The organism is Janthinobacterium sp. PLB04, from assembly GCF_021165895.1.
GTDB classification, from domain to species: domain Bacteria; phylum Pseudomonadota; class Gammaproteobacteria; order Burkholderiales; family Burkholderiaceae_D; genus Janthinobacterium; species Janthinobacterium lividum.
The window spans coordinates 2,113,316-2,126,195 of sequence record NZ_CP088968.1 but is presented as its reverse complement, the minus strand read 5'-3'; the positions used below and the strand labels follow the sequence as shown (position 1 = coordinate 2,126,195).

12 protein-coding genes and 1 riboswitch are annotated in these 12,880 nt (G+C 64.9%); of the genes, 2 read left to right on the top strand and 10 right to left on the bottom strand.

Annotated features, from left to right (window positions below):
• Positions 1 to 37 precede the first annotated feature (37 nt).
• The 10 genes from LSO07_RS09360 to glyA all read right to left on the bottom strand — a co-directional run bounded on the left by LSO07_RS09360 (position 38) and on the right by glyA (position 11,176).
• Entirely contained in the window at positions 38 to 673 is a 636-nt protein-coding gene (locus LSO07_RS09360) for a riboflavin synthase (RefSeq protein WP_034786589.1), read from the bottom strand.
• A gap of 28 nt (positions 674 to 701) precedes the next feature.
• A complete protein-coding gene (gene ribD, locus LSO07_RS09355; RefSeq protein ID WP_191909643.1) occupies positions 702 to 1,775 on the bottom strand; it encodes a bifunctional diaminohydroxyphosphoribosylaminopyrimidine deaminase/5-amino-6-(5-phosphoribosylamino)uracil reductase RibD in 1,074 nt (357 codons plus the stop codon).
• 62 nt (positions 1,776 to 1,837) lie between these two features.
• Positions 1,838 to 2,425, bottom strand: coding sequence for a GspH/FimT family pseudopilin (locus tag LSO07_RS09350; RefSeq protein ID WP_225317230.1), 588 nt, complete (start codon positions 2,423 to 2,425; stop codon positions 1,838 to 1,840).
• A gap of 9 nt (positions 2,426 to 2,434) precedes the next feature.
• Positions 2,435 to 2,935: a type IV pilin protein gene (locus LSO07_RS09345; protein WP_151093509.1), complete on the bottom strand. Its 501-nt coding sequence runs from the start codon at positions 2,933 to 2,935 to the stop codon at positions 2,435 to 2,437.
• A 55-nt stretch (positions 2,936 to 2,990) separates the two neighbouring features.
• A complete protein-coding gene (locus LSO07_RS09340; protein WP_151093507.1) occupies positions 2,991 to 6,884 on the bottom strand; it encodes a pilus assembly protein in 3,894 nt (1,297 codons plus the stop codon).
• Entirely contained in the window at positions 6,881 to 7,465 is a 585-nt protein-coding gene (locus LSO07_RS09335; protein WP_231773002.1) for a pilus assembly PilX family protein, read from the bottom strand. Before LSO07_RS09335 ends, LSO07_RS09340 begins: the two co-directional genes overlap by 4 nt.
• Before the next feature lie 84 nt (positions 7,466 to 7,549).
• Positions 7,550 to 8,527: a PilW family protein gene (locus LSO07_RS09330; RefSeq protein WP_151093503.1), complete on the bottom strand. Its 978-nt coding sequence runs from the start codon at positions 8,525 to 8,527 to the stop codon at positions 7,550 to 7,552.
• Positions 8,524 to 9,093: a type IV pilus modification protein PilV gene (pilV, locus tag LSO07_RS09325; protein ID WP_151093501.1), complete on the bottom strand. Its 570-nt coding sequence runs from the start codon at positions 9,091 to 9,093 to the stop codon at positions 8,524 to 8,526. Before pilV ends, LSO07_RS09330 begins: the two co-directional genes overlap by 4 nt.
• Positions 9,094 to 9,322: 229 nt before the next feature.
• Positions 9,323 to 9,784, bottom strand: coding sequence for a transcriptional regulator NrdR (nrdR, locus tag LSO07_RS09320; RefSeq protein ID WP_034759169.1), 462 nt, complete (start codon positions 9,782 to 9,784; stop codon positions 9,323 to 9,325).
• 144 nt (positions 9,785 to 9,928) lie between these two features.
• Complete coding sequence (glyA, locus tag LSO07_RS09315) at positions 9,929 to 11,176, bottom strand: serine hydroxymethyltransferase (protein ID WP_034786580.1); 1,248 nt, start codon at positions 11,174 to 11,176, stop codon at positions 9,929 to 9,931.
• A gap of 111 nt (positions 11,177 to 11,287) precedes the next feature.
• Positions 11,288 to 11,412, bottom strand: a riboswitch (ZMP/ZTP riboswitch).
• Positions 11,413 to 11,726: 314 nt separating this feature from the next.
• On the opposite strand from glyA, the gene ybgC reads away from it, so the two are divergent.
• On the top strand, positions 11,727 to 12,128 hold the full coding sequence (gene ybgC, locus LSO07_RS09310; protein ID WP_046682324.1) for a tol-pal system-associated acyl-CoA thioesterase: 402 nt from the start codon (positions 11,727 to 11,729) through the stop codon (positions 12,126 to 12,128).
• A gap of 47 nt (positions 12,129 to 12,175) precedes the next feature.
• Positions 12,176 to 12,865: a protein TolQ gene (gene tolQ, locus LSO07_RS09305; protein ID WP_034759183.1), complete on the top strand. Its 690-nt coding sequence runs from the start codon at positions 12,176 to 12,178 to the stop codon at positions 12,863 to 12,865.
• The last annotated feature ends 15 nt before the right edge of the window (positions 12,866 to 12,880 follow it).

Below are 12,880 nucleotides of genomic sequence, written 5' to 3'. Positions count from 1 at the left end.
TGGCAGGGCAGCAAGTGTGTTGCTTCAAGCTGTGATGTTAAGCGGCAGCCTTGTCCAGCGACAGCATGCGCTCGACGTAGCGGGCGATCAGGTCGATTTCCAGGTTGACCTTGCCATCGACCGTCAAGTGCTTCAGGGTCGTCATGGCGATCGTGTGCGGGATCAGGTTGATCGAGAAGCGGCAGCCGTTGACGGCGCCCGCGCCCAGGTCTTCCACGCGGTTGACGGTCAGGGACACGCCATTGACGACGACGGAACCCTTGAAGGCCAGGTATTTCGCCAGCTCGTGCGGCGCCTCGATCACCAGTTCCCACGATTCGCCCACGGCTTCGAACTTGCGCACGATGCCCAGGCCGTCGACGTGGCCGGACACCAAGTGGCCGCCCAGGCGCTCGGCCAGGGTCAGGGCTTTTTCCAGATTCACTTCCGTGGTGGTATCGAGGCCCACGGTGCAATTGAGGCTTTCGCGCGAGACATCGACTGCAAAACCCGTGTCCGACTTTTCCACCACCGTCATGCAGGCGCCATTGATGGCGATCGAATCGCCCAGGGCCACGTCAGCCAGCGGCAAGCCGCCCGCGTGGATGTTCAGGCGCACGCCTGCATCGAGGCCGCCGTCGAGCGGTTGTACGGTTTCAATCTTGCCGATGGCGGCAACAATTCCTGTAAACATGAACTAACCCTATAAAAGTATGAAAGTATTAATTGCGCTGGGCGAATCTTGCAAGGATACGCAAATCTTCGCCCACTTGCTGAACCTGGTGAAATTGCAAAGTGCGCTGCTGCTTGATATCCGTCAATGCGGGCAAGGCAAACATGCCTTGCGCATCGCCCAGCAAGGTAGGCGCCAGGTAGACCAGCAGCTCGTCGACGCAGCCTTCGCGGATCAGCGAGCCGTTCAGTTTGGAACCGGCCTCGACGTGGACTTCATTGCATTGCCGGCGTCCCAGTTCCAGCATCAGCGCGGCCAGGTCGACCTTGCCGGCCGCGTTCGGCAGCATGATGACTTCCGCGCCGAGCGCCTGCAACTGCGCTTCCTTTTCCGGGTTGGCCACGGCCGCCACGATCCACGTGCCGCCCCCTTGCAGGATGCGCGCGTCGGGGCTGATGTCGAGCCGGCTGTCGACGACGATGCGGCGCGGCTGGCGCGGCGTCTCGACGGCGCGCACGTTCAATTGCGGGTCGTCCGCCTTGACGGTGCCGATGCCCGTCAGGATGGCGCAGGCGCGCGCGCGCCAGGCGTGGCCGTCGGCGCGCGCTTGCGGCCCGGTGATCCACTGGCTTTGCCCGTTGTGCAAGGCTGTCATGCCGTCCAGGCTGGCCGCCGTTTTCATGCGCACCCACGGCTTGCCGCGCTGCATGCGCGAAAAGAAGCCGATATTCATTTCATATGCCTCGTCGGCCAGCACGCCCGTGGTGACGGCGATGCCGGCCGCCTCCAGCTTGGCCAGTCCCTGCCCCGCCACCAGCGGGTTCGGGTCCGTCATGGCGGCCACGACGCGCCCCAGCCCCGCGCGCACGAGCGCATCGGAGCATGGCGGCGTGCGGCCGTGGTGGTTGCACGGTTCCAGGGTGACATAGGCGGTGGCGCCGCGCACATCGTTGCCACGCGCCGCCGCATTGGCCAGCGCTTGCACTTCGGCATGATCCTGCCCGGCCGCCTGCGTCACGCCGGCGCCGATCACCTGGCCATCCCTGACGATCACGCAGCCGATGCGGGGATTGGGCGAGGTCGTGTACAAACCGCGCGCCGCCCATTCCAGCGCCAGGCGCATGCCATCGATATCGTTGAGTATTTCCACGGGCTTCTTTGATAGTGAGTGATAGGTGAGTCGGGTTACGAACTGTCGGCCACGCCGCTGCAATTGGCCGCCTGCTGCTGCGGGTCGCACACGCGCACCCTGCCCAGCATATTGATTTTAATATGCCGTACCTGCTTTCCCAAAGCCAGGGACAAGGTACCCCAGCGCGCCGCCAGGCTATTGGTCGCGCTGCAACTGCGTCCTGCGCCATTGTAGGCGATATAAAACGGCGCCGTGGCCGACGAAAACGCGAACTGGGCCGTGATGCCCGCCGGCAGCGGCCCCTGGCGGAACAGCAATTCGTCATCGCCATCGAACGCCAGGTTGGCATTGCGGTCGATGAATATCAGCCAGCCCGTACGCCAATCCACGCCACCGGCTCCGGCCGGCATCAGCAGCACGCGCTGTCCCCGCGCCATCGCCTGTGCCCGCGTCAATTCGATGGCCGAAAACAAGTCGGTAGCCGCCATCCTCACCTGCTGGCGCGCCAGCACCTGCTGCAGGCTGGGCATGGCAGCGGCAGCCAGCAACGCGGCAATCGCCAACACGGCCAGCAATTCGGGCAGGGTATGCCCGACGGTGTTCCCGACGGTGTGCCCAATCCGCGGTGAGCGATTGTGCATGGCCATGGCCTAGGGCCAGCAGTGGCTGGACGGGCCGCTGCTGCCGCGCTGACCCGTGCTGCTCAAGGACAACACGCCGCAATCGGCATCCTGGAAATGCGCATCGACCTTGGACGTGCCCGGCATCGCGCGCAACAGCACGCATTGCCCGATCGCCAGGCCGGGACAAGCCAGCGCCTCGATTTCATACGCGCTGCCGGCCGCGCCCCCGTCGCCAGACCACCATGGAAACTGCTGCACTTGCGACGACGGCGACGCGGAGGAAAATGCCAGATAGTGGTTGTTTTGCGAATAATAGCGTTCCTGCTGCTGCATCAGCCGCAGCAGGGCCGCCTGTCCCTGCACCCGCTTGGCGCGCACGACATGGCCGTGATAAGCGGGCACGGCCAGCGCCAACAACAGGCTCAGGATCGCCAGAGCGGATAGCAGTTCGATCAGGCTGAAGCCCCGTGTGGCAGCAGGAGCACCACCGTTTGCAGCGGGACCGTTCCGGCTTGCCACCACGCCCATATGCCCCCCTCTTTCCTGAAATCGCCGCCGATGCGATGCGCCAGCCTCACTGGGCCTATTTTTTCTTGGCCGCCTCGTGCAATTCGCGCCAGTTCGCCACTTCGCGCCAACTGAGGCGCCGGGCAGGCAGCGGTGCGCTGACGACCTTGAGTCCCGTTCCGCTGGCTGCGCCAGGCAAGCCAGGCTGCAGCACCGCCAGTTCCTTGCGCCCCTCGGCCCGCCCCGTCGCCGTCGCGGCGCCCACCGTGCTGTTCAATTCCAGCGCCAGCGGCGGCGCGCGCGCCAGACCGTCGAACAAGCGCCCCGTCTGCACACCCGCCTGCACGACACCGGCGCCATCGGCGGCAAAGCCGCTCAGCACATCAAGCACGTACAGGCGCGTAGCCGGCTTGGCGCAAGAATCGCGCCCGGGCAGGACGGTGTTGAACAGCACCTTGCCGGCGGCCAGCACGGGACTGCTGATGCTGCGTTCGCCCGTTTGCCCGGCATTGAGGAAATCGAGGTACCAGCCGCGCATCGCGTCGCTGCCTGTATAGCGCAGCTCGGCGCCATCGACGCGCACGCCGCCCACCGCCTCGCCCAGGCTGCGCTGTTCCAAATCAGCCCGGCTGCGCGTGGGAGACGACTCCCGCAAATCGTCGTGCACGGCGTAAAACGATTGCGACAAAAAGGCGGCAGGCCAGGTATCGGCCGCTTCGACCAGTTTGCCCGTGCCGAACAGCAGCAGATAGCCGCCACCGGGCGCGTAGGCCACGTTCAGCTGCTGCGTCACGGGCTGGCGCCTGCCCTGCGCATCGCGCGCGACAAAGACGAGCTTGCGTCCCGCCCCCTCTTTCCACGGCGGCCCGCCAGCCATGTCAAGGCGCCAGATATTGCCCTGCAGATCGCCCGCATATAGATAAGCCAGCGCGCCGTCGCCGCCCGGCACCACGACGGGCGGACCCAGCGCGTGGGGCATGGCGTCAGCGCCCGCGTTCGCGCCCGCATCAGCGTCATGGCCGCCATCGCCACCACCACCGCTGGCCACAGGCACCTTGAGGCGAAAGTAATTACTTCCCAACACCCAGGGCGTGCCGGGCGCCTTGTCCAGCGCCAGCAGGAAAATGGCGGCGGCCGATGCGGGCGCCGTCGTGTCCTTGCCATCATCCACATGGTTGTTATAGCCGCTGGCGACGATGGCAAAATCGCGGTAGGCTGGCGCGCCCTCCTTGCCGCCCATGTTGATGCGGGCAAAGCTGGGCGGCGCGCGCACGTTGCCCAGCAGCCTGTCGTCACGGTCCGTAAACTCCCACAGCGCTCCGTCTTGCGCGAAGCGGGCCGGATCCGTGATGTCGAGCGCAAACACGCCTTGTGCCCCGCCGCCCATGCCCGATACCAGTACCGTCTTCCAATGCCCCAGCGCCAGCACTTCCGCCGTGGCCGCCGCACCATCGAGCAGGGGGCCGGGGCTGTAGTGAGTACTCGCAGCGGCTGGCGCAAGGTGCAGCAGCGCTTGCGGCAGATAGGCAAACAATTCGCTGCCCGTGCGCGCATCGTAGGCATGCAGCAAGCCATCGTTGGCGCCCAGGTACAGCATTTTGCGCCGCTGCAGCAGCGCCTTGCGGTGCAAGCCATAGCCTGCCCCCGGCATGCCCAGCCCCGGTGCGCCCACGTACAGCAAATTGCCATGCGGCGCGGCGCCCAGGCTGCTCGTGCGGCGGCGCAGGAAGCCGCCCGGCTGGCCTACCTCATGCGTGCGCTGGCCCAGCAGATACGCCAGGCGCGCTTCCCCTCTTCCATCACCGCCGTCGAATGCGCCGCGCTGCTCCGTATCGAGCCGCTTCCAGGCCAGCGGCATCAAGGTGCCCTTGGCGTCGAGCGTGTAGACGGGACGCAAAACCGCCGGCGTTCCATCTGGCGCGACCTGCTCCTGCCCGCCCGTGCGCCACCATGGCTTGCCGGGAAGCAGTGCGCCATCGCCCCCCACGGTAAATGCGGTGCGCGACAAGGTCATGCTGCCATCGGCCAGGCGCATCTGCGTCTGGAACCAGTATGCCTCTTCCGTGCCGCTGGCCAGCGCCATCAGGGCCGGCCCGGCGAGCGTCGCCGGCAAGCTACCCTTGTCGGCGGCCGCAAAGGCTGCGCGCAGTCCCCCGATCAGGGCGGCCGGGTCGCTGCCGGGCAGGTAATGGGCGGGCCAGCGGCCATCCAGGCTCCACTCGCTCAGCGCGCTGCCAGTCGCGCTCTTGAAGGGGTTGGCATCGCCATTAGCATCGAGAAAGCCGCCATACTTGGCCGCCAATAACAAGGGCGTAGCGGCGGGAGTGTCGGCCGGGTCGCCCTGGCGCAAGTCGCCCGCATAGTGCTCGACCTTCGCCATGCCGTCGCTCTTGCCGCCGGGACGCAGGGCCTGCACATGCGACCAGTAGGCCAGTCCTGCCGCATGGTAGCTGGCGCCGCCCGCCCCCTCGGCCAGCAATTCCAGTGCCGCCAGTTCGGGCCGTGGCGCGGGATTGCCTTGCGCCCCACCGTTTTCCAGGCTGCCCACCGCATGCGTCCAGGCCATGACATCGAACGGGGGCGGCGCAAAACTGTCCGGCGCGCGGGCGCGGTCGCCGTTTGATGCGGGAGTCGCCGGAACGTTGCCGGGCACGTAGCGGTCGCCCGCCATGCCCGCATCGCCGAAACTGACGACGATGTGACGCTGGCAACTGGCCGTTTGCGGGTCACTCCATTGCGTCACGACCGGCAAGCCGTCGTCGATGGCAGGCGGTGCCGTAGCGGGTGGCACGACGGCGCTCGCTTGCCGCCCCTGCAGATAGCGCAGCGATTCGTACAGCAATTCAGCCAGCGGTGCCGCGCTGGCGTACGCACCGGGATGCCCGGCGTTGCCGCGGCCCAGGCCATTGATGTAAGCGGTCACCCCGCCGCCAGGGCTCGCGCCTTGGGCCGCAGCTTGAACCGCATACACGCCAGTGGCGGGATGCCACTCGGCGCCAGCATTGTCTTGCGGCATAAAGTCGGGCGCCATCCAGCGCTGCTGTCCCACGTGGGCCAGCGGCGCGCGCAGCACGCCGCCATACACGGCGCCGGCGCTTACAGGCAGGCCGTTCAAATGGCCAAACACGCCCACGCGCACCCTGCCGCCATGGCGCTGCACGGCGCCCACCGGCTTGTAGTTCTTGCCATACGCCAGGCACAAGTCGTCGCGCAGCGGCCCCTCATCAGCGTCGCACACGCGCACGCGCGCGAGGAACACGCCGTGCGTGGCGGCGGCCCCAGGCGCGTCGCAATTGCCGCCCGGAGGCAAACTGGCGTCGCCGAACAACAGGCGATTACGGCAAGAAACGATGGCCAGTTGCGCCAACGCAAACGGTGTCGCCGCCGCCACGCCAGTCTGCAAGACCTTGCGCGGGAAAAAGACGGGGTGGGCAAAAAAGTCGATGGGGCTGTCGGCATCGGGCAAATAGGCGCGCTGCAGCACCGTCTTGCGCACCTCGTCGATGACGCGGTCGCCGCCCGTCAGCGCATAGCGCACGATGTCGAGCATGCTGGCACTGGCCCAGTTGAGAAAGTTGCCGCTGAAACTGTCTCCGCCGCAGCCGTGCAGCGCATCCGCCGGTTTCAGCACGGAGAAGTAAGCGATCGCTACGCGCAAGTCCGGCAGCATGACGCCGTCCTTGCTGCGATACGGATAGCTGTAGCACATGCGGGCATGGAAGTAACCGAGGTACTCGCGCTGCGGCGCATAGTCGCCGCCATGTGCGGCAGCGGCGGCAGCGTGCGTAAGGGACAGGTTGAGCAGCAGATTCGGCGGCACCCTGGCGCCGTGCAAGCCCGCGTCGGCCCGCGCCAGCGCCACCGGGGGAGCGGCGGCAAGGACACTACTGCAAATCAGGCCAGCCCCCAGCAGCCAGGCCCAGCCGGAGCAGCGCAGCGCGGATGAGAAAGCGGACGGCAAAGCCCTCATGGCCCCGCTCCAGCCGCCTGCTTGCGGTAGTAACTTTGCAGCACGACTTGCGTGCTTTCCTGCGCGCCAAAACCGATGGCCGTGATGCGGTACACATAGCTTTCCGTGGCCAGACCACTGGCCACTGCAGTGGCCTGCGCGCCGGGCGGGTGAAACGGCAGCAGTTCGATAAGGTAGCGGGGCCGGCGCGATGGCAGGAAACCCTGCCCTGTCTGCATGACGGCGCCCGTAAATTGGCCATACGGCACGGTGCGGCTGCCCCCTGCGTCACCATCCAGGTCCGTGCTCAGCCAGAGTGCCGGCGCACCCGGGGCTGCCGGCAGGCACAGGCCCAGTATTCCCCCTTCGCCGCAGCCGTCCGCAAACCCTGCCGCACTGCCTGGTGCGAAGAGGCTGCTGCGCCCCGGTGCGCCGGGCAAGCCTTCGATATCGTTCTGCGCATCCACCAATGCCTCCTCCGCCGCCTGAAACGCGATCTGCCTGTCGCGCTCGCCCCGTGCCGCCTTTTCGCCCTGCAAGGCCATCTGCGCCGCCGATATGCCCAGCAACAAGATGATCACCAGCAGGCACAGCACATACACGAGGGTGGCGCCGCCGCGGCGCTCACGAAGTGCACGACAAGATAAGCAACAGCGGACGCCCGCGCCAACCATCGCGCCGCCCGCCTAGGCCGGCCCGTTGCGCAGCATGATGCTCGTCTGCGCCAGTTGCCGCAGCCGGGAGCGCGTTGCGGCGGGCAAGGACGCGCGCGCAATGCGCACGCCCGTGTCCCCGGCGCCGTGCGCCTCGGCATACGCCTTGCCGAACAGATCGAACTGCGCCGGCCCCAGTTCCGCCATCTTGTCCGCCTGGCCCGCCTCGCCATGCAATAGCAGCGCCACGCGCACGCTGGCCACGCGCTTCCAGTGCGTGCGCCGGTGAAAATCGCGCTGACGCGCGGCCGCGTCCGCGCCAACCAGCACCAGCGCCGCATCGTAGGCGTCGAGCGCGCTGGCGTTGATATAGCGGTTCGCCACGCCGTCGGCAGGCGTATCCGTGTCGAGGCCATACAGCACCTGGAAAGCATCGACGCCGCGGATGATGGCGTCCGCGCCCCAGCCGTTCGCGCCACGGTATTTGCAGCGTAGCTCGCCCTCGCCATCGGCGCCCTGCGCCACATAGAAAATGCTCCAGCCCCGCTGCGCCTCCGTTTGCGCGGCGCCCACGCCAAAACCCGCGCAATTGAGCACGGAACCGTCGCCGCCCTCTTCCTTGCCGGCGCCGTAATAGCGCAAGGCCAGCACATCGCTGCCATGCAGGGCGCCGGGCAGCGCGCCGCTGATGCCTTCGCTGTTCTTGCCCAGGCTGCGCGCGTCGAGCCCGGCCACATTGGCGCTGTCGTCATCGGCATGGGCGACGGGCGCGGCGCTGCTATCCCAGTTCACGTACGCCGTCTGGCGCACGGCGCGGGCGATGGTATCGAGCGCATAGCGGCCGTTGTCATCCAGCCGCGCGCTGGCGGACTGGTCGCCATAGCTGCCGCTGGCCGCCAGCAACACGCTACTGGCCGCCAACATCAACAGCGCACCGAGCGATAGGGCCACCAGCAATTCCACCAAGCTCATGCCACGATGCCGGCGCCACGCGGCAGGCACGCGGTTCATGCCCCGCCTCCGCCCAGCTGGAATGCCAGCCTGGGCAGCGACTCGCCTGCCGCATTCTCCGCGGACGAGCCATCGGGCAGACGGGCGCGCCAGCCCAGCTTGATGACGATGGGCGCCCCCTTGCCGCCGCTGCAAGCCCAGTGCAAACCCTCGGCAGCGGCGTCCCACGCGGCGAGGTCCCGGCAAATGTGCAGACGCGCGCCGGGCAAGGCCGCATACAGCCGTTGCTTCCATTCGGCGATATCGAATTGCGCCAGTTCAGCCGCACCGCAGGCGGCGGCACCGAAGCAGTCCGGCGCACCGCCGCCAGCGTCGACGCCGTCCGCCGCCGCGTACGCCACGTTCAGGTAGGGATTGCCCGCATCGGGTCCATTCATGAGCACGCTGTTTGCACGCATGCGCTCGGCCATGCCGGCGGCCAGTTGCACGCCCGCCGACAACAACGCCGACTCATGGCGCGCGCGCAGGGCGTTCAGTTGCAGGATGCTGGCACCGAGCAGGCCCAGCGCCAACAGCAGCAGCGACACGAGCACCTCGACGAGGCTGCTGCCACCCGCAGGAAACATAGTGCGACCGCCATTGCGCATGCGCTACTCCCTTCCGCAGAAAGAGTCGCAAGAACACGCGGCCCAGCTACAAGATAGGCGCGCGCAAAAAACCGGATCTGCGCTAGCGCAAACAGGACAGCGATAAGGTGAGAAGAACTGCGTTGAATTGATCAGGCCGCTTGCCAGCCGAACGCTGGCGTGGTGAAAACGGGGCGCATGAGTAGCCCCGTTGTCGGCGAAGTGAACGTCAGGGCTTGCGTGCCTGTCCCACTTCGGCAATCGCATCCTGGAACTCGGCCAGGTCTTCGAAGTTCTTGTAAACGGAGGCGAAGCGGATGTAGGCGATCTTGTCCAGGCGCTTCAATTCTTGCATGACGAGTTCGCCGATATAGCCGGAATCGACTTCGCGCAAGCCGCTGGTCAACAGTTTTTCCTGGATGGACGCGATGGCCGTATCCACGGAGGCGGCCGCGACGGGACGCTTGCGCAAGGCCAGCATCAAACTGCCGCGCAACTTATCCGCAGCGAACTCCGTCCGGCTGCCATTCTTTTTGACGACGGCCGGCATGATAAGTTCAATGCGCTCGTACGTGGTAAAACGCTTGTCGCATTTGCCGCAGCGGCGGCGGCGCCGAATGGCATCCCCTTCCTCCGATACGCGCGTATCGAGAACCTGGGTGTCGCCGTGCTGGCAAAATGGACATTTCATGGGCTGGCTACAACTTTATAGTAATAATTACGGGAAATCGCCGCCCTTGTACAAAGGGCGCCCGAATCACTCCGGGCGCCCTTGGGCACGACTGGAATGTGTCATACAGAATCTTACTCCGTATGACACATTCTGGACAAATAATTATGCAGCGTACACAGGGTGCGCGTCGGCCAGCACTTTCACGGCCGCTTTCACGCGCTCGATGGTGGCGGCGTCATGCGGATTGTCCAGCACGTCGGCGATCAGGTTGCCCACTTCTTCCGCTTGCGCTTCCTTGAAACCGCGCGTCGTCATCGCCGGGCTGCCCAGGCGGATGCCCGAGGTGACGAATGGCTTTTGCGGGTCGTTCGGGATGCCGTTCTTGTTGCAGGTGATGTGCGCGGAACCGAGGATGGCTTCGGCTTCCTTGCCCGTCAGGTTCTTGGCGCGCAGGTCGACCAGCATGACGTGCGATTCGGTGCCGCCAGACACGATGCGCAGGCCGCGCTTGATCAGGGTTTTCGCCAGCACGTCGGCGTTCTTGATCACTTGCTTCTGGTATTCGACGAATTCAGGGCTCAGCGCTTCCTTGAAGGCGACGGCCTTGCCGGCGATCACGTGCATCAGCGGGCCGCCCTGGATGCCAGGGAAGATGGCCGAGTTGATGGCTTTTTCGTGTTCGGCCTTCATCAGGATGATGCCGCCGCGCGGGCCGCGCAGGGATTTATGCGTGGTCGAGGTGACGAAGTCGGCGAACGGCACCGGGTTCGGGTACAGGCCGGCGGCGATCAGGCCGGCGTAGTGGGCCATGTCGACCATGAAATACGCGCCAACTTCCTTGGCGATCTTGCTGAAGCGTTCGAAGTCGATCTTTTTCGAGAACGCCGACGCGCCAGCGATGATCAGTTTCGGCTTGCGTTCGCGGGCCAGGCGCTCCATTGCCTCGTAGTCGATGTCTTCTTCCGCCGTCAAGCCGTAGGAGACGACGTCAAACCATTTGCCGGACATGTTCAGCGGCATGCCGTGGGTCAGGTGGCCGCCTTCGGCCAGCGACATACCCATGATCAGGTCGCCTGGTTTCAGCATGGCGAAGAACACGCCCTGGTTCGCCTGCGAGCCGGAATTCGGCTGCACGTTCGCGCATTCGGCGCCGAACAGCTGTTTCACGCGGTCGATGGCCAGTTGCTCGGCCACATCGACGTATTCGCAGCCACCGTAGTAGCGCTTGCCTGGGTAGCCTTCGGCATATTTATTCGTCAGCTGCGAGCCTTGCGCTTCCATTACGGCTGGCGACGTGTAGTTCTCCGACGCGATCAGTTCGATGTGGTCGTGCTGGCGCGTATTCTCTTTTTGGATGACGGCGAACAATTCAGGATCGACGTTGGCGAGGTTGTGATCTTTTGCAAACATGTAAAAACTCCAAGTATGAGGGTGCTTGTACTGGCAGGTTGGATCGAATGAGGGGAGCCGGCGTTAAGTGAATAACAACATTGGACAGGCAGCCTCTTCGTGCTTTTCCATAGTGGCTACCCAGGCGAACGGCTGATGAAAAATCTCACGTTTCCCGGTGGATGCCCACCTTTCGCCGGTTTGCCGATCGCCATTCATGGAGATCGCCCGACTTTTCGCCAGTCACGTGAGACGTAATGGAAGACAAATTGTAAGTTAAGTGCCCAAATTGAGCAAGGAATGCAACCGTGCGGCTATAATCGCCGCGCGCCACCCCTGCCAGGGTGCGGCCACAAGCTGCCCCGGGCATGACTGCGGCTTTTAAGCTGAACTTAAACCTGGCCATGGCATGTAAGCGTATGTTACGAGGCTTGCCATTGCACACGCCGGATTTACAATGCTGCGGTGCAACTTATATGCAGCTTTTGCATGGCTTTCCAGCAAGCGCCCACAGTCACAAGAAGAAAAATCGCGTAAAATGTTGCTCAATCTCACTACTGGCGCAATAAACATGCCTTCAGTCTTTACCTGGAACGTACGTGTCTACTATGAAGACACCGACGCCGGCGGCATCGTCTATTACGCAAATTACCTGAAATTCTTCGAACGCGCGCGTACCGAATGGCTGCGCGCCATCGACGTGGGCCAGCAGGAATTGCTGGAGCAGCACGATGCAATGTTCGTTGTCAAAAGCGTCAACGCCGACTATCATGCGCCAGCCAGGCTCGATGACACGGTAAGATTAACCTTAAGCATAGAAAAAATGGGGCGCGCCTCCATCGTTTTCCTGCAACAAGCCTGGTGCGGCGACCGCCTGCTCAATACGGCCCGCGTCAAGATCGGCTGCGTCGATTCGGCACTGCGCCCGCGCGCCGTGCCTGATGCAGTCGCGGCCCGCATGCGCGCCGCCTGAGCCCTACCCGCCACTCCCGGACAATTCACCCAACAGACTGCCAGCCAATGAACGTTACACAAGATCTTTCTTTCCTCGCGCTCATCTCCAATGCCCATTTGATCGTGCAACTGATCATGGCCCTGCTGCTGCTGATTTCCCTGACCAGCTGGACCTACATTTTCCGCAAGATGTTTGCCGTGCGCCAGGCGCGCAAGCAAACCATCGAATTCGAACGCAGCTTCTGGGCCGGCGGCAACCTGCATGCGCTGCACCAGAACGCCAGCGGCAACCGCGACCAGAGCGGCGCGCTGGCCCGCATCTTCGACGCCGGCATGGGCGAATTCATCAAGGGCAAGGCTTCCTACGGTTCGCGCGAAGCGCTGGACGTGGGCGCCGTGCTCGACGGCGCACGCCGCGCCATGCGCGCCGCGTTTCAGCGTGAAATGGACGTGCTCGAATCGCACCTGGCCTTCCTCGCTTCCGTCGGCTCCGTCTCGCCGTACATCGGTCTGCTCGGCACCGTCTGGGGCATCATGAACGCCTTCCGCGGCCTGGCCAACGTACAGCAAGCCACCCTGGCCGCCGTCGCGCCCGGCATCGCCGAAGCGCTGATCGCCACCGCCATCGGCCTGTTCGCGGCCATTCCCGCCGTCGTCGCCTACAACCGTTTTTCGCATGACATCGACCGTCTGGCGATCCGCTTCGAAAGCTTCGTCGAGGAATTCTCCAACATCCTGCAGCGCCAGTCGCGCTAAGAGGGAGCAGCGTCC